This window comes from Pseudomonas sp. 8(2025), assembly GCF_052665325.1.
On the sequence record NZ_JBQOIE010000010.1, the window covers coordinates 141,653 to 158,854 of the forward strand.

Genomic DNA, 17,202 nt, shown 5'->3' on the forward strand with positions numbered 1-17,202 from the left:
CCGGCACTCATCGTTATCCTCCCCGCCAACTTGTCACAAAATGTAAGGGAATACGATGAAGTACCTGCGCCTCCTCATGGCCATGGCCGCCCTCTGCGCCATGCCCTTTCTTGCCAGCGCCGCCACCGCGCCCGAGAGCAAGGACGCCGAACCCCAGACCGCCGAACAGTTTCTCGCCTCGCTCTCCCCACGCCACGGCAACGTCAAGCTGCCCGGGGATATCGCCAGCCTCGATCTGAGCAAGGAGTTCTACTACCTCAACCCCAAGGACACCGAGAAGCTGCTCACCGAGGGCTGGGGCAATCCACCTGGCTTCACCACCCTGGGCATGATCGTGCCCAGCGCCGTCAGCCCGCTGTCCGCCGAAGGCTGGGGCGTGATCATCAGCTACAAGAACGATGGGCACATCTCCGACGACGACGCCGCGAAGATCGACTACCAGGACCTGCTCAAGCAGATGCAGGAAGCGGACGAGGAAGACAACAAGCAGCGCCAGGAACAGGGCTACGGCGCCATTCACCTGTTGGGCTGGGCCGAGCAGCCAAGCTATGACGCGCAATCGCACAAGATGTACTGGGCCCGTGAACTCAAGGCCGAAGGCGCCCAGAGCCACACCCTGAACTACAGCATCCGCGTGCTGGGCCGCGAAGGCGTGCTGGAACTCAATGCCGTGGCTTCAATGGACGACCTGGACACCATCAAGCGCGAGATTCCCAAGGTGCTGGCCTTTACCAACTTCACCGACGGCAACCGCTACGCCGACTACAACCCGAGCACCGACAAACTGGCTTCCTATGGCCTCGCCGCCCTGGTGGCCGGCGGCCTCGCCAGCAAGGCCGGGCTCTTCGCCAAGCTCGGCGTACTGCTCCTGGCCGGCAAGAAATTCATCGTCCTGGGGGTATTGGGCCTTGCCGCCTTCATCGGCCGCCTGTTCAAGAAAAAGAGCTGAATCCCGCCCGGCAGCGCCCCGCCATTGCGCGGCGCTGGCACTTGCAAGGCCGGCACTAGCGGCCTTGCCCGGCAGGCACCTCATTGGCAGGTGTCGCCGACAAGCGCCGGCGCCACCGCCAACGCCCGTCCAATTGCATCGCCATCACGCTACCCAGCACCACCGCCGCCCCCAGCACCACGCTGGACTGCAGAGTTTCGCCCAGCACCGTCGCCGCCAGCAGCATCGCCACCGGCGGGATCAGGTACATCGCGATCGACGCGCGGCTGACCTCGACCCGAGCCAGCACATAGGCCCAGGCCAGGTAAGCCAATGCACTGGGAAACAGCCCCAGCAATAGCACCGCGAGGTTCACCCGTAGTGATGCCTGGGCCACCGCCTGCGTCAGCCCGGGGGCATACACCAAGAGCAGTAGCGTACCGCCCCAGACCATGTAGCAGACAGTGGTCAATACCCCATAGCGCCCGGAAAAGCGCCGCTGCAAGACGAAGTACAGCCCCCAGGAAAACGCCGCCAGAAGCACCAGCAGCCCTCGCGGCTCGATCGCCCCCAGACCCTTGTCACCGGCCACCACCAGCACCGCCCCCAACAGCCCGATCACCACACAAAGCCAGCGCCAGCCACTGACCGGCTCCCTGAGCCAGAAAAACGCGATCAGCGTGCTGAAGATCGGCGCGGACTGCGCCAGCACGCTGGATGCTCCGGCGCTCAGCCCTTGCTGGCCGTAGTTGAGGCTGACGTGATGAAAAGCGATGGCGAAGAAACCCAGTACCAGCAACCAGGACAGGTCGCGCCAGCGCGGCAGGGAGATCTTCAGCACCAGCGCCATTGCGGCCATGAACAGCGAGGCAATCAGGAACCGCAGCAAGGCCAGGTGCCCGGGGCTGTAGCCCCCCAGGCCGATATGGATACCCACCGGCGAATAGGCCCAACACAGAATCACCGCAGCGGTGGCCAGCACCAGCTTGAACAGGGGCGAGAGCATCACGACACAGATATCCAGAGGCAAGAAGAGGACCTGCAGTGTCCCGCCCTGCACAACTCACCACAATTAACCGATACTGAGGTTATTCCTCACTGGAAATGAGCAATGGAACTGACCCAACTGAAAATGGTGAAGGCTGTGGCCCGCACCGGCAGCATTGCCCGAGCGGCCGAGCAACTGCATTGCGTGCCGTCCAATATCACCAACCGCCTCAAGCAGCTGGAAGGCGAGCTGGGCACCTCGCTGTTTACCCGGGTCGGACGCGGCCTGCGGATCAGCCCCGCCGGGGAAATCTTCCTCGGCTACAGTGAACGCATCCTGGCCCTGGTGGATGAAGCCAAACGTGCGGTGGACAACCAGGCCGAACCCAGCGGCCTGTTGCGCCTGGGCTCGATCGAGTCATGCGCCGGTGGGCGCCTGCCTCCCCTGCTGGCGCAATACCACAAGCGCTATCCGAAGGTGAGCGTGGAGCTGGTGACCGGAACCTGGTCGCAACTCTTTGAAGAGCTGCTGCACCAACGCATCGACGGCGCCCTGGTGGCCATCGACAGCCTGCCGGCCAAACTGCAACAGACCGTGCTCTACCACGAACCCCTGGTGCTGATCTCCAGCGGAAACAGCGCCCCTATCCGCAGCGCCAGCGACTTGCAGCACCACAACCTGTTCATGTGGCCGCCGGGCTGCCCCTATCGCCGCGCCCTGGAAAACTGGCTGGGCAGGCACGGTCTGAACCTGCCCATCACCGGCTATGCCAGCTGGGGCACCATCATCGGCTGCGTCAGCGTGGGGGCCGGGGTCTCGCTGATACCGGAAGGGGTGCTGGAGCGCTATTCGCAATCGGCCAACCTGAGCGTGCAGCGCTTCGACGACCTGCTACCGGTGGATAACCGTTTTGTCTGGCACAAGGATGTACAACACCATGGCGCCAGGGACGCCTTTGCGCAGTTGCTGAGGGAGCAGCTGGGGGCCTGACAGCCCGCAGCAACCTTGCAGGCAACACCGAGCATTTGGGCACAACGAGGCAGTCACGATGACTGAGCCCCCATCAGGGCGTCGATAAAGGGGGCCTTCTGCGCAAGGTACTCGCCAATGCCCTCGCGATTGCTGGCCTCAAGCCGAAACTTCAGATCCTGATACTGTTGGCGGATGCCGCTGTCCTGACGCAACAGATCGCGAAAGCGCAGCATACGCCCCACCTGCTCATGACCGGCGACACAGACATGCACCTTGTGGGTGCGTATACCCTCTACATCGCGGCGGTAAAAATGATGCCCGGGGGACAGATTGCTACCCCGGACATACCCCAGGGTCGCCATGAAGGCATTGCGCGCGGCTTCATCCACCTGCTCCGAGACCACCACCAGCAGATCGATTTCCGGCTTGGCCGCCAATCCTGGAACAGCAGTGCTCCCCACGTGATGAATATCCATCAGCTCGCAGCCGAAGCCTTTGGCTATGCGCGCCTTCTCCCCTGCAAATGCCGCAGGCCAACGATCGTCATAGAGGGAGATCTTACTGGTTAGCGCCATGACCACTCCTTGATGCAAAGGCGTTGGATATTCCAGGAGCCCGCCGCCCGAGCCAACAGGACACAGGGATTGGCGAACCACAAACAAGGCGCACGACAACGGCACGTCAACAGAAATGCTGCACGAGCTCGAAGGTTGGCAGGAATTTTGATTCATCTCGTTGAGGACCAACGAGGAGCATTATGGAGGCAACCCCACCAGCCACACCCCGGCACACAATGTTCCCGCTGTGGCTGCTGCCTTCCGGCTCTGACCAGGTTCACGGGTAATCGTTGCGGGGGGACCGATGGGGTCACCATAACGACGCTCGCCTGACGGCGAGCCGCGCCATTGTACCTATCTGAGTCGAACTTACAACCGCTGGCTGCAGATTAAAATTCGATGGGCTTCAAGCACTTGGCCGTGGCCCACCTGCCGTGGGGGCGAACTTGCTGGCGAAACAGGCATCGCGGTGCACCAGGGAAATCGCGCTGGGGCCTTCGCGAGCAAGCTCGCCCCTACAGGACGGCGAGGATCAGTCCAGGGACAGGACTTCGTCGGCGCGGCCGCCTTCCTGCTGGATCACCAGGTGGATGAAATGCAATTTGGCAATCACCGCAGGCGGCAGGATGAAGGGGTAGAAATCCGGTTGGCCCATGCTGCGGGACAGTTCGTTGAGCATGCCCGCCAGTTCGATCCAGGCGTTGACGAAAGCCAGGAACGCCGGCCCGCCTGGATGCTGCGGATCATAGAGGCTGCTCAAGGGAAACGGCTGGTAGTCGAGGTCGACGTCCCGGGCGCTCATGCCGAAACCCAAGGCGGTGTCCACTGCGTCCACCATGTGCAGGTAGTGAGCCCAGGTCTCCGCCCAGTCTTCCCAGGGGTGCATGGTGGCGTAGGCGCTGACATGGCTTTGCTGCCAGCCAGCCGGCGCGCCCCTCTGGTAGTGCCGCTCCAGAGCTTGCGCGTAGCTGTAGCGTTCATCGCCGAAGAGGCTGCGAAAGGCTTCCAGCCAGGGGCTGTTGGCTATCAACCGGTCCCAGTAGTAATGCCCCACTTCGTGACGGAAATGCCCGAGCAGGGTGCGGTAAGGCTCATGCATCTGGGCACGGATCTTTTCCCGGTGGGCGTCGTCGGCTTCCTTGATATCCAGCGTAATAAGGCCGTTGGCATGCCCGGTAACCGGCGCCCTGCCCTCCAGATCGACACCGATGAAATCGAAGGCCAGCCCGGCCTGCTCATCCTCGCCCTTGGGGATCACCTGCAGCCCCAGGTCAAGCAATTGCGCCACCAACCGCCGCTTGGCAATTTCCACCTTGCGCCAGCGCTCCGGGTTCTCGGCTATGGACAGGTCGGGAATGGTGCGATTGAGCTTGCAGGCCACGCACAGGCTGTCGGTCAGATGCGCCGGCAGCAGCCAGTTGCAGGCTGCCGGGGTATCGAGGTTGGCGCAACGCCTGAAGGCGCCGGCTTCGGGCTTGGCATCCAGCACCCAGGTATCGCCCGCCGGCCCGGGCTGCAGGGAAGACAGCAGTCCCAGGTGCGGTGCATAGCCAAGCAGTGCCGAACAGGCCAGGCACTGGCTGTTGCGAAAGAACAGCGATTGCCCGCAGCGGCAGGACCAGAGTTTGCTATTACGTGAACGGTCGCCGACGAAGGGTGCGGCGATCCGGGAACTGAGCTGCTCGAAGAAGCGGTACATGGCGAATCCTCCCTGGGGCTTGCCAAGACTAGATCATGGGCAAGCCTGTGGGGTTCCAAGATTCGTACCACTGCGCCGCTGGCGACGAGGCGCACCCGAAGGCACGGCAGCGGCTACAGGTCAGGTCGGCACGCCGTGCTCGGTCAGGAAAGCCACGAAGGCTTCTTCGTCCAGCACCTTGAGCCCCAGTTCGTTGGCCTTGGCCAGTTTGGAACCGGCGCCGGGGCCGGCCACCACGCAGTGAGTCTTCGCCGAGACCGAACCCGCCACCTTGGCACCAAGGCTTTCCAGCTTGTCCTTGGCCACGTCGCGGCTCATCAGTTCCAGGGAGCCCGTAAGCACCCAGGTCTGCCCCGCCAGCGGCAGGCCCGCAACCACCTTCTTCTCGCTCTGCCAATGCATGCCAAAGGCCTGCAGCTGCTGTTCGATGGCCTGGGCCAGTTGTGCATTGGCCGGGTTGTCGAAGAATTCACGCACCGCCTTGGCCTGCTTCTCTGGCAGCGCCTGACGCATATCCAGCCAGTCGGCCTCGATCACGCCTTGCAGTGAGCCGAACTTGTCGGCCAGTTTCTGCGCGGCGCCCGGGCCTACTGAAGGGATGTTGAGCTTGTCGAGCATGCCGCCCAGGGTGGTGCTGGCGGCGAATTCGGCGCCCAGTTCGCCCTGACCCTGCAGCACCAGGCCGCATTGATCTGCCGCCAGCAGGGAACCGATGACTTCCTGGTTATGACTGTCCTCAAAGAAGCTGTGGATTTCGTGAGCCACTTCCAGACCGACATCCGGCAGATAGGTCAGCACTTGCGGCAGTGCCTGCTGAACCCGCTCCAGGCTGCCCAGGGAGCGTGCCAGGACCTTGGCGGTTTCCTCGCCGACATCCGGGATACCCAGGGCATAGATGAAGCGCGCCAGGGCCGGACGCTTGCTGTCTTCGATGGCCTTGAGCAGTTTGTTGCTGGACACCTCGGCAAAGCCTTCCAGGTCGATGATCTGCTCGTATCTGAGCCTGTAGAGATCAGCCGGCGAGGCAATAAGGTTCTCGTCCACCAACTGTTCGATGGTCTTGTCCCCCAGGCCTTCGATATCCATGGCACGACGGGATACAAAATGGATGATCGCCTGCTTGAGCTGGGCCCCGCAGGCCAGCCGGCCAACGCAGCGATACACCGCACCTTCGCTGACGGTTTCCCGGCCCTTGCTGCGCTTGACCAGTTGCGTGCGCTCTACGTGGGAACCACAGACCGGGCAGCTCTCGGGGATCTGCACCGGGCGGGCGTTCTCCGGACGACGCTCGGTCACCACTTGCACCACTTGCGGAATCACGTCGCCGGCACGGCGGATGATCACCGTGTCACCGATCATCAAGCCCAGGCGCGCCACTTCATCCATGTTGTGCAAAGTAGCGTTGGATACAGTGACCCCGGCCACCTTGACCGGCTGCAAGCGCGCCACCGGCGTCACGGCGCCGGTACGACCGACCTGGAACTCCACGTCCAGCAGCTCGGTGAGCTCTTCCATGGCCGGGAATTTGTGGGCGATGGCCCAGCGCGGTTCCCGGGCACGGAAACCCAGTTCCCGCTGGGAGGCGATGCTGTTGACCTTGAACACCACGCCGTCGATCTCATAAGGCAACGCATTGCGCCGCTCGCCGATCTCGCGGTAGTAGTCCAGGCATTCGTCGATGCCCTTGGCCAGCCGCAGTTCACGACTGATGGGCATGCCCCACTGCTTCAACCGTTCAAGGTTGCCGATATGGGTGTCGGCGATGTCCGCGCTGACCTGGCCCAGGCCATAGCAGCAGAACTCCAGGGGCCGACTGGCGGTGATCTTCGAATCCAGCTGGCGCAGGCTGCCCGCCGCTGCGTTGCGCGGGTTGGCGAAGGTCTTGCCGCCCGCTTCCAGTTGCGCAGCGTTCAGGCGCTCGAAGCCGGCCTTGGACATGAACACTTCACCGCGCACTTCCAGGGTTGCCGGCCAGCCACTGCCTTGCAGCTTGAGGGGAATGTTGCGCACGGTACGCACATTGACGCTGATGTCTTCACCGGTGGTGCCATCGCCACGGGTGGCGCCGCGCACCAGTACGCCATCCTGGTACAGCAGGCTGACTGCCAGGCCATCGAGCTTGGGCTCGCAGCTGTACTCCACCGCCGCGCCGCCACCGAACAGATCACCGGCCGGCAGGTCCAGGCCTTCGTTGACCCGGCGATCGAACTCGCGCATGTCGACTTCCTCGAAAGCGTTGCCGAGGCTGAGCATGGGGATTTCATGACGCACCTGGGTGAAGGCCGAAAGCGCTGCGCTGCCGACACGCTGGGTTGGCGAATCGCTGGTCACCAGTTCAGGGTGCTCGGCTTCCAGGGCCTTGAGCTCACGGAACAGCCGGTCGTATTCCGCATCCGGGATGCTGGGTTCATCCAGTACGTGGTAGCGGTAGTTGTGCTGGTCCAGCTCAGCGCGCAGCTCAAGAATGCGGGTTTCGGCGGCGGTCATGGGGTTCTCTCACAAAGCAAAAGAGCAGCCTAGGCTGCTCGATCTGAAGATTGGGGCAAGGACTTCGCTGGCAAGCCAGTTCCTGTACAAGCCAGCCCCTACATGGAGGGGCTGGCTTCAGGAGCTTAGCGCTTTTGGGTCAGGGCGCGGCGTTCGAATTCGACGATGCGCTGGCGGTAGTGTTCGATGGTCTGGGCAGTCAGGACGCTGCGTTGATCGTCCTTGAGCTCGCCATTGAGCTCCTGAGACAACTTGCGCGCCGCCGCCACCATCACGTCGAAGGCTTGCTTGGGGTGACGCGGGCCCGGCAGGCCGAGGAAGAAGCTGACAGCCGGGGTGCTGAAGTGGTCGATATCGTCCAGGTCGAACACGCCCGGCTTGACCGCGTTGGCCATGGAGAACAGCACCTCGCCGTTGCCAGCCATGCTTTCGTGGCGGTGGAAAATATCCATCTCGCCAAAACGCAGGCCGCTTTCCAGGATGTTCTGCAACAGGGCCGGCCCCTTGAAGCCGGCAGCGTCGCGGCAGATCACGCTGATCACCAGCACTTCTTCGGCTTGCGGCTGGTCCTTGTCGCTGTGGCTCGCGGACTTGCTTTCCTCGGCCGGGAAATCATCGTCGCGGCTGCTGAAGCTCGGGCCACTGTCCAGATCCAGGTCCAGGTTGAGGTCGCCCTGATGCGGCTCGCCACCGCGCTTGCCGCGCTTGGACGAAGAACTTTCCCGCGGTTCGCGGGCAGGCATGCTGACCGACGGCAGGTCATGCTCGTCCAACTGCGGCTCTTTATGGGTATCCAGAACGCGGGGCGGGCCCAGCAGCTCGGCACTGCCTTCATCGTCCGGCAGATTGGAAAGACTTCGATCAAGACGGAACTTCAACTTCCCCTTGCCGCCGCGCATACGCCGCCAGCCATCAAAAAGAATACCGGCGATAACAATAATGCCGATGACGATCAGCCACTCGCGCAGACCGATTTCCATGTAATCCCGTGCCTCTATAAAAAATGCTGAAAAATAAGGGGTTTACAATCTGCAAACCGCTTTAAAACGTGGCGCCAACTCTATGTTCTGAATGGCGTTTTGCCCACGCATAGGAAAAATTGACATTAAACTAGCACGACCAAAGGCAACTTTACACCGTCTGTCGCAACGGCTAGGGCCAATATATCGATTGGCCAGCTGGGGAATGGGAAAAATCCCCCCTACTTGCCCCCCACAGTCGCCTCAGTCGCCCGGACTCAAGCGTCCACCATCGCCATCGCCTCCTCGACATCCACGGCTACCAGGCGCGAACAACCGGGTTCGTGCATCGTTACCCCCATCAACTGATCAGCCATTTCCATGGCGATCTTGTTGTGGGTGATATAGATGAACTGCACGGTCTGCGACATCTCTTTAACCAATCTCGCGTAGCGTCCAACGTTAGCGTCATCCAGCGGTGCGTCAACTTCGTCGAGCATGCAGAACGGCGCCGGGTTCAACTTGAAGATGGCAAATACCAGGGCCAATGCGGTCAATGCCTTTTCGCCACCGGAGAGCAAATGAATGGTGCTGTTCTTCTTGCCCGGAGGACGCGCCATGATCGTTACCCCTGTATCGAGTAGATCTTCGCCCGTCAGTTCCAAATAAGCGCTGCCGCCACCGAAAACTTTTGGAAAGAGTGCCTGCAAACCGCCGTTGATCTGATCAAAGGTATCTTTGAATCGATTACGGGTTTCCTTGTCGATCTTGCGGATCACGTTCTCCAGGGTTTCCAGGGCCTCCACCAGGTCGGCATCCTGGGCATCCAGATAGCGCTTGCGCTCGGACTGCTGCTGATACTCGTCGATGGCCGCCAGGTTGATTGCGCCCAGGCGCTGGATCCGTGCGGCAATCCGTTCCAGCTCTTCTTCGGCGGCCTGCTCGCTGGCTTCTGCGGTCAGGGTCGCCAGCACGCCGTCCAGGTCGTAGCCGTCGGCCAGCAGTTGCTCCTGCAAGGTCTTGCGGCGCACGGTCAGGGCTTGCCATTCCATGCGCTGCTGCTCCAACTGGCCACGAATCAACTGCGACTGCTGCTCGGCCTGGTTGCGGCGCTTCTCGGCATCGCGCAGTTCGCGGTCGGCATCTTCCAGGGCGATCTGCGCGGTCTTGAGCTCCACATCCACGGTCATGCGTTTTTCCAGCAGCTCTTCGAGCTTCAGGCGCAACTCTTCCAATGGCGCCTCGCCTTCTTCCAGGTTGAGGCTGAGTTGTTCGCGCTTCTCGGTCAGACGCTCGGATTGCAGCTCCAGACGTTCCAGAGCCTGCCGGGTGGAATCGTGCTGGGCCTTGAGCGAGCCCATGCGCACTGCCAACTGGTGGGCGTGATCCTTGTGCTGGCGCGCTTCCTGGCGCACCCGGTCAAGACGCTCGCGCAGGCTGTCGCGCTGGGCCAGCAGCAGCTCACGCTGCTCGGTGTCCAGGGCCATGCTGTCGAGAGCGTCCTGCAATTGCAGGCGCGCCTCCCCAATCTGTTCGTGTTCCAGCTCGCGCTGTTCGCCAAGCTCCACCAGCTCTTCATCGAGACGGGTACGCCGCAAGGTCAGTTGTTCGGCCTTGGCCTTGCCGGCAGACAGCTTGGCCTTCAGCTCACCTTGCTGGCGGGCTTCGTCCTGCAGCAGACGGCGCAGATGCTCGCGACCGTTCTCCTGCTGGCGCTGCTGGGCCCGCAGGTTGAGCAACTGGCTTTCCAGGGCCTCGACACTGGCTTCGCGCTCATCGCGCTCCTGAGTCAATTGCTGGATTTCCTGACCCCGGGCCAGCACGCCGCTTTCCGCTTCGCTGGCGCGGCGCACCCGCAAAAAATGCCGGCCGACCCAGTAGCCATCGCGGCTGATCAGGCTCTGTCCGGCAGCCAGTTGCCCCCGCAAGGCCAGGGCCTGTTCGAGGTTTTCCACCGGTTTGACCTGACCCAGCCAAGGCGACAGATCCACCGTGGATTCCACCTTGTCCAGCAGGCTGCCGGGGATGCGCATTGCATCGCCTTGCTGGCTCAGCAGGCGCAGATCGCCTTGCTGGAAACCCGCGAGGTCAAGACCGGTAAAATCGTCCACCAGCACCGCCTGCAGATCCGCGCCAAGCACGGTTTCCACCGCCAGCTCCCAACCTGCTTCCACATGCATGCCATCGGCCAGGCGCGGGCGTTCGGCCAACTGCTGCTCACGCAACCACTCGGCGGTACCCGTGGCGGGGTCCAGTGCGGCCTGCTGCAAGGCTTCCAGGGAAGCCAGCCGGCCATTGAGGCGCTGCAATTCACCCTGGGCCTGCTGCTGTGCCTGGGTTGCCTGCTGCAATTGCTGGCGCAGTTGTTCCAGGCGCTCGACCTGGGACTCCTCGCTGGCTTGCAGGTCTTCCAGGGTCGCCTCACTGGCGGCCAGTTGTTCGTTGAGTTCGAGGATCGCCGCGTCTTCCGGGTCGGCCGAAAGCAACTCGCGCTCCTCCCCCAGGCGCCGCTGGCGCTCGGACAGCCGCTCCATGCTGCCTTCGAGCTGCTGGATGCGCGACTGCTGCACTTCCGCCTGGCGCCGCGGCTCGGCGGAGCTCAGGTTGAAGGCGTCCCACTGCTCCTGCCAGCCGTGCATGGTGGTTTCGGCTTCTTCCAGGGTCGCGGCGGCTTCTTCGGCTGCGGCGGCGGTGACTTCCTGCTCGGGCTCGAGCATCGCCAGTTCTTCCCCCAGGGTCGCCAGCAAAGTGCGGTCGTGCCCCAGGTGCGACTCGGTTTCCAGGCGCGCGCGCTCGGCTTCCTTGAGGTCGTCCTGCAACTGCCGCAGGCGCTGCTGGCCATGCTGGATGCTCTGCTCGACCCGGGCGATGTCACCGCCCACCGAATAGAAGCGCCCCTGCACCAGATTGAAGCGTTCGGAGAGCTCGTGGTGCCCGTCACGAAAGCGTTCGATAGCAGCATCGGCATTGCGCTGCTCGGCCACCAGGGCCTCGAAACTGACTTCCTGGCTACCGATCACCGACTCGCGCTGGCCCACCTGCTCATTCAGGGCTTGCCAGCGCAGGGCCGACAGTTGCGCCTTGAGCTGGCGCTCCTCGGCCTTGTACTCCTGATACTTCTCGGCGGCCTGGGCCTGGCGATGCAAGCGTTCGAGCTGACGCTCCAGCTCTTCGCGCAGGTCGGTCAGGCGGGCGAGGTTCTCGTGGGTGCGGCGGATGCGGTTTTCCGTCTCGCGCCGGCGCTCCTTGTATTTGGAGATGCCCGCGGCTTCCTCGATGAAGTTGCGCAAATCCTCGGGCTTGGCTTCGATCAGCTTGGAGATCATGCCCTGCTCGATGATCGAGTAGCTGCGTGGCCCCAGGCCGGTGCCGAGGAAGATGTCGGTGATATCCCGACGGCGACATTTGGCGCCGTTGAGGAAATAACTGTTCTGGCTGTCGCGGGTCACCTTGCGGCGAATGGAGATTTCCGCATAGGCGGCGTACTCGCCCACCAGGGTGCCATCGGAGTTGTCGAACACCAGTTCGATGCTGGCCTGGCTCACCGGCTTGCGGCTGGTGGAGCCGTTGAAGATGACGTCGGTCATCGACTCGCCGCGCAGGTTCTTCGCCGAACTTTCGCCCATGACCCAGCGCACGGCGTCGATGATGTTCGACTTGCCGCAGCCATTGGGCCCGACCACCGCCGCCATGTTACTGGGGAAGTTCACCGTGGTTGGATCGACGAAGGACTTGAACCCCGCCAGCTTGATGCACTTGAGTCGCACGTTTACGCATCCGCCAACGCAGATACCACCAGATCGCTGCTGCGCTCGGCGTAGGCCGTCAGCACCTGGCGGATCTGCACCAGGTCACGGGCCAATACCGCGGCCAGCAGTTGCTCGAACAACGCCAGGTACTCGCTCATGGATGCCTTGCGCTGGTCCAGCGCCAGGTAATAGGCGCGGCTCATGGCCGGCTGCAGGTTCTCGACAGTCTCCTGCAGGTAGGGGTTGTTGGCGAACGGATAGGCCGCGCGCATCACGCTGAAGCTGTCTTCGACGAAGGCGCGGATGTCCTGGCGTTCATAGGCACTCTCCAGGCGCTGCTGGATCTGCAGGAATGGCGTCATGTCGCTCTGCTGTGTCCAGCCGCTGGCCACCGAGTTGCCCAGCAGGATGTACAGCTCGCTCATCAGCGTGCACAGGCTGCGGACCTTGTGCTCGGTGAGCTCGGTCACATGGGCACCACGGCGCGGCAGGATGGCGATCAGATGGCGGCGCTCGAGGATCAGCAAGGCCTCGCGGACCGAACCACGGCTGACATTGAGGGCCAAGGTGACCTTCTGTTCCTGAATGCGCTCCCCAGGCTTGAGATCCCCGCGAATGATACGTTCGGCGAGGTGGTGAGCAATTTGCTCGGCGAGGCTGTCCGGCGCCTTGAACGTCATGGTTTTCCTTCAAAATCTTTAATCGGCACAAGCCGCGCAGTGTAGCGCAATTGCCACTTCATCGCGGAGTGCCCAAGGGGCGGAATTTGGCACGAAATAAGCAAATTGACCGTGATCCGAGCAATTTTCCATAGCCGTTCATACTTGAATTGTTGGAGTCGAAAATTTCCTGACCCTGAAGTCAGAAAATCATTGACCGAAAAGTCAGACATGACTAAATTCGGCTGACGTCGATTAACAACAATAATGAGTCTGCGAGGCCTTCCGTGATCCAGTTTTTACTCAACCAGGAACTCCGTAGCGAGCATGCCCTGGACCCCAACCTGACCGTGCTCAACTATCTGCGCGAGCACCTGGGCAAGCCCGGCACCAAGGAAGGCTGCGCCAGCGGCGACTGCGGCGCCTGCACCGTGGTGGTGGGCGAGTTGCAGACGGATGCGCAAGGCGGCGAAAGCATTCGCTATCGCAGCCTCAATTCGTGCCTGACCTTCGTTTCCTCCCTGCACGGCAAGCACCTGATCAGCGTCGAAGGCCTCAAGCACCAGGGGCAACTGCACAGCGTGCAGCAGGCCATGGTCGACTGCCACGGCTCGCAGTGCGGCTTCTGCACCCCGGGCTTCGTCATGTCGCTGTTCGCCCTGCAGAAAAACAGCAGCCAGCCCGACGCCCACAAGGCCCATGAAGCCCTGGCCGGCAACCTCTGCCGCTGCACTGGCTACCGGCCGATCCTCGCCGCCGCCGAGCAGGCCTGCTGTGGTGGGCAGAGCGATCAGTTCGATGCGCGCCAGGCAGAGACCATCAGCCGCCTCAAGGCCATTGCGCCCAAGGACACCGGTGAGCTCAACAGTGGCGACAAGCGCTGCCTGGTGCCGCTGACGGTGGCCGATCTGGCCGACCTTTATGACGCCTACCCGCAAGCCCGGCTGCTGGCCGGCGGCACCGACCTGGCCCTGGAGGTGACCCAGTTCCACCGCACCCTGCCGGTGATGATCTACGTCGGCAACATTGCCCAGATGAAGCGCATCGAGCACTTCGACGATCGCCTGGAAATCGGCGCCGCCACCGCCCTCACCGACTGCTACGACGCCCTGCGCGCCGAGTACCCGGACTTCGGCGAACTGCTGCAGCGCTTCGCCTCGCTGCAGATCCGCAACCAGGGCACCCTGGGCGGCAACATCGGCAACGCCTCGCCCATCGGCGACTCGCCGCCGCTGCTGATTGCCCTGGGCGCGCAGATCGTCCTGTGCAAGGGCGAAGTGCGCCGCACCCTGGCCCTGGAAGACTATTTCATCGATTACCGGGTCACCGCCCGCCAGGAAAGCGAGTTCATCGAGAAGATCATCGTGCCCCGGGCCAGCGCCGAACGGCTGTTCCGCGCCTACAAGGTCTCCAAGCGCCTGGACGACGACATTTCCGCGGTCTGCGCGGCTTTCAACCTGCGCATCGACAACGGCGTGGTCAGCGATGCGCGCATCGCCTTCGGCGGCATGGCGGCGATCCCCAAGCGCGCCAAGAGCTGCGAAGCCGCACTGATCGGCGCGCCCTGGAATCAATCGAGCATCGAGCGGGCCTGCGCCGCCCTGGCAGAAGACTTCACCCCGCTCTCGGATTTTCGCGCCAGCAAGGAATACCGCCTGCTGAGCGCGCAGAACCTGCTGCGCAAATACTTCATCGAACTGCATGCACCGCACATCGAGACCCGGGTGACCGCTTATGTCTAATCATCACAAGGTCGAGAAGACCCAGGCCGAACTCACGGCCCTGTTTCACCAGGACCTGACCAGCGGCGTCGGCCGCAGCGTCAAGCACGACAGCGCCGACAAACATGTGTCCGGCGAAGCGGTGTACATCGACGACCGCCTGGAATTCCCCAACCAGTTGCACGTCTACGCGCGACTGTCGGATCGGGCCCACGCCAAGGTCATCAGCATCGACACCGCCCCCTGCTACGCCTTCGAAGGCGTGCGCATCGCCATTACCCACGAGGACATTCCCGGCCTCAAGGATATCGGCCCGCTGCTGCCCGGCGACCCGCTGCTGGCCATCGACACCGTGGAGTTCGTCGGCCAGCCGGTGCTGGCGGTGGCCGCCAGGGACCTGGAAACCGCGCGCAAGGCGGCCATGGCCGCGATCATCGAATACGAAGACCTGGAGCCGGTGCTGGACGTGGTCGAGGCCCTGCGCAAGCGCCACTTCGTGCTGGACAGCCACACCCACCAGCGCGGCGACTCGGCCAGCGCCCTCGCCAGTGCCGAGCACCGCATCCAGGGCACGCTGCACATCGGCGGCCAGGAACACTTCTACCTGGAAACCCAGATCTCCTCGGTGATGCCCACCGAAGACGGCGGCATGATCGTCTACTGCTCGACCCAGAACCCCACCGAAGTGCAGAAGCTGGTGGCGGAAGTGCTGGACGTCTCGATGAACAAGATAGTGGTGGACATGCGGCGCATGGGCGGCGGCTTCGGCGGCAAGGAAACCCAGGCCGCCAGCCCCGCCTGCCTGTGCGCGGTGGTGGCACGCCTGACCGGCCAGCCGACCAAGATGCGCCTGCCACGGGTCGAAGACATGCTGATGACCGGCAAGCGCCACCCTTTCTACGTCGAATACGACGTGGGCTTCGACAGCAGCGGGCGCCTGCACGGCATCCAGCTGGAACTGGCGGGCAACTGCGGCTGTTCACCGGACCTCTCGGCATCCATCGTCGACCGTGCCATGTTCCACTCCGACAACTCGTACTACCTGGGCGATGCCACCATCAACGGCCACCGCTGCAAGACCAACACGGCGTCGAACACTGCCTATCGCGGCTTCGGTGGCCCGCAGGGCATGGTCGCCATCGAGGAGGTGATGGACGCCATCGCCCGCCATCTGCACCTGGACCCTCTGGCGGTACGCAAGGCCAACTACTACGGCAAGACCGAGCGCAACGTCACCCACTACTACCAGACCGTCGAGCACAACATGCTCGAGGAAATGACCGCCGAACTGGAAGCCAGCAGCCAGTACGCCGAGCGCCGCGAAGCCATCCGCCTGTACAACGCCAACAGCCCGATCCTGAAAAAGGGCCTGGCACTGACCCCGGTGAAATTCGGTATTTCCTTCACCGCCAGCTTCCTCAACCAGGCCGGCGCGCTGATCCATGTCTACACCGACGGCAGCATCCACCTGAACCACGGCGGCACCGAAATGGGCCAGGGCCTGAACATCAAGGTGGCGCAAGTGGTGGCCGAGGTGTTCCAGGTGAACATCGACCGGGTGCAGATCACCGCCACCAATACCGACAAGGTGCCCAATACCTCGCCCACCGCCGCTTCCAGTGGTGCCGACCTGAACGGCAAGGCCGCGCAGAACGCGGCTCAGACCATCAAGAACCGCCTGGTGGAATTTGCCGCGCGCAAGTATCAGGTCAGCGAAGAAGATGTGGAATTCCACAACGGCCACGTGCGGGTCCGCGAGCATATCCTGACCTTCGAGGAACTGATCCAGCAGGCCTATTTTGCCCAGGTGTCGCTCTCCAGCACCGGCTTCTACAAGACCCCGAAAATCTACTACGACCGTGCCCAGGCCCGGGGCCGGCCGTTCTACTACTTCGCCTTCGGCGCGGCCTGCGCCGAGGTGATAGTCGACACCCTGACCGGCGAGTACAAGATGCTGCGCACCGACATCCTGCATGACGTCGGCGCCTCGCTGAACCCGGCCATCGACATCGGCCAGGTCGAGGGCGGCTACATCCAGGGCATGGGCTGGCTGACCACCGAGGAACTGGTGTGGAACACCAAGGGCAAGCTGATGACCTGCGGCCCGGCCAGCTACAAGATCCCGGCAGTGGCCGACATGCCCCTGGACCTGCGAGTCAAGCTGGTGGAAAACCGCAAGAACCCGGAAGACACGGTGTTCCATTCCAAGGCCGTGGGCGAACCGCCGTTCATGCTGGGTATCGCCGCCTGGTGCGCGATCAAGGATGCGGTGGCGAGCCTCGGCGACTACCGCCACCAGCCGCAGATCGATGCGCCGTCGACACCGGAGCGAGTGTTGTGGGGCTGCGAGCAGATGCGTCGCTTGCAGGTGACCAGGGCCGCGGACCCGCAAGCCGAGCTGGCGCCGCTGTAACGGCCCGCGTCGGCAAGCCGGCTCCTGCAGGAGCCGGCTTGCCGAGGAAGAGGCCCACACAGACAACCAA

At 63.0% G+C, this 17,202-nt stretch carries 11 protein-coding genes and 1 other RNA gene; 4 read left to right on the plus strand and 8 right to left on the minus strand.

What is annotated here, in order from left to right:
- Positions 1-55: 55 nt before the first annotated feature.
- Positions 56-949, plus strand: a complete 894-nt coding sequence (locus tag ACUXVH_RS19785; protein WP_065363450.1) for a DUF2167 domain-containing protein — start codon at positions 56-58, stop codon at positions 947-949.
- A 55-nt stretch (positions 950-1,004) separates the two neighbouring features.
- Here ACUXVH_RS19785 and ACUXVH_RS19790 read toward each other — a convergent pair whose 3' ends face one another.
- Positions 1,005-1,934, minus strand: coding sequence for a DMT family transporter (locus tag ACUXVH_RS19790; RefSeq protein WP_065363449.1), 930 nt, complete (start codon positions 1,932-1,934; stop codon positions 1,005-1,007).
- 105 nt (positions 1,935-2,039) lie between these two features.
- On the opposite strand from ACUXVH_RS19790, the gene ACUXVH_RS19795 reads away from it, so the two are divergent.
- Complete coding sequence (locus ACUXVH_RS19795) at positions 2,040-2,906, plus strand: LysR family transcriptional regulator (RefSeq protein ID WP_065363448.1); 867 nt, start codon at positions 2,040-2,042, stop codon at positions 2,904-2,906.
- A 53-nt stretch (positions 2,907-2,959) separates the two neighbouring features.
- On the opposite strand, the gene ACUXVH_RS19800 is transcribed toward ACUXVH_RS19795, so the two are convergent.
- The 7 genes from ACUXVH_RS19800 to ACUXVH_RS19830 all read right to left on the minus strand — a co-directional run bounded on the left by ACUXVH_RS19800 (position 2,960) and on the right by ACUXVH_RS19830 (position 13,019).
- Positions 2,960-3,463 (minus strand): GrpB family protein, encoded by a 504-nt coding sequence (locus tag ACUXVH_RS19800; protein WP_065363447.1) that lies wholly within the window; start codon positions 3,461-3,463, stop codon positions 2,960-2,962.
- Between the two features lie 192 nt (positions 3,464-3,655).
- Positions 3,656-3,752: signal recognition particle sRNA small type (gene ffs, locus ACUXVH_RS19805), an RNA gene on the minus strand.
- A gap of 225 nt (positions 3,753-3,977) precedes the next feature.
- Positions 3,978-5,144 carry a zinc-binding metallopeptidase family protein gene (locus ACUXVH_RS19810; protein ID WP_065363446.1) on the minus strand — a complete coding sequence of 389 codons (1,167 nt, stop codon included), beginning with the start codon at positions 5,142-5,144 and terminating at the stop codon, positions 3,978-3,980.
- Between the two features lie 120 nt (positions 5,145-5,264).
- Positions 5,265-7,631: an NAD-dependent DNA ligase LigA gene (gene ligA / locus ACUXVH_RS19815; protein ID WP_065363445.1), complete on the minus strand. Its 2,367-nt coding sequence runs from the start codon at positions 7,629-7,631 to the stop codon at positions 5,265-5,267.
- 125 nt (positions 7,632-7,756) lie between these two features.
- The gene (gene zipA / locus ACUXVH_RS19820; protein WP_047284900.1) at positions 7,757-8,611 is read right to left on the minus strand and encodes a cell division protein ZipA; all 855 of its coding nucleotides are present in this window, start codon (positions 8,609-8,611) and stop codon (positions 7,757-7,759) included.
- A 257-nt stretch (positions 8,612-8,868) separates the two neighbouring features.
- Entirely contained in the window at positions 8,869-12,357 is a 3,489-nt protein-coding gene (gene smc / locus ACUXVH_RS19825; protein ID WP_053157085.1) for a chromosome segregation protein SMC, read from the minus strand.
- Between the two features lie 2 nt (positions 12,358-12,359).
- Positions 12,360-13,019, minus strand: a complete 660-nt coding sequence (locus ACUXVH_RS19830; protein ID WP_011060210.1) for a GntR family transcriptional regulator — start codon at positions 13,017-13,019, stop codon at positions 12,360-12,362.
- 266 nt (positions 13,020-13,285) lie between these two features.
- Here ACUXVH_RS19830 and xdhA point away from each other — a divergent pair, with 266 nt between their 5' ends.
- Both xdhA and xdhB read left to right on the plus strand, forming a co-directional pair.
- Complete coding sequence (gene xdhA / locus ACUXVH_RS19835; protein ID WP_019095887.1) at positions 13,286-14,740, plus strand: xanthine dehydrogenase small subunit; 1,455 nt, start codon at positions 13,286-13,288, stop codon at positions 14,738-14,740.
- A complete protein-coding gene (gene xdhB, locus ACUXVH_RS19840; protein ID WP_065363444.1) occupies positions 14,733-17,132 on the plus strand; it encodes a xanthine dehydrogenase molybdopterin binding subunit in 2,400 nt (799 codons plus the stop codon). The genes xdhA and xdhB overlap by 8 nt, the downstream gene beginning before the upstream one ends.
- Positions 17,133-17,202: the final 70 nt, after the last annotated feature.

Coding starts and splice junctions, on each gene's coding strand:
- ACUXVH_RS19810 (WP_065363446.1), bottom strand. CDS start 5,144: ATGTACCGCTTCTTCGAGCAGCTCAGTTCCCGGATCGCCGCACCCTTC.
- ACUXVH_RS19790 (WP_065363449.1), bottom strand. CDS start 1,934: ATGCTCTCGCCCCTGTTCAAGCTGGTGCTGGCCACCGCTGCGGTGATT.
- zipA (WP_047284900.1), bottom strand. CDS start 8,611: ATGGAAATCGGTCTGCGCGAGTGGCTGATCGTCATCGGCATTATTGTT.
- ACUXVH_RS19785 (WP_065363450.1), top strand. CDS start 56: ATGAAGTACCTGCGCCTCCTCATGGCCATGGCCGCCCTCTGCGCCATG.
- xdhB (WP_065363444.1), top strand. CDS start 14,733: ATGTCTAATCATCACAAGGTCGAGAAGACCCAGGCCGAACTCACGGCC.
- ACUXVH_RS19795 (WP_065363448.1), top strand. CDS start 2,040: ATGGAACTGACCCAACTGAAAATGGTGAAGGCTGTGGCCCGCACCGGC.
- ACUXVH_RS19800 (WP_065363447.1), bottom strand. CDS start 3,463: ATGGCGCTAACCAGTAAGATCTCCCTCTATGACGATCGTTGGCCTGCG.
- ACUXVH_RS19830 (WP_011060210.1), bottom strand. CDS start 13,019: ATGACGTTCAAGGCGCCGGACAGCCTCGCCGAGCAAATTGCTCACCAC.
- ligA (WP_065363445.1), bottom strand. CDS start 7,631: ATGACCGCCGCCGAAACCCGCATTCTTGAGCTGCGCGCTGAGCTGGAC.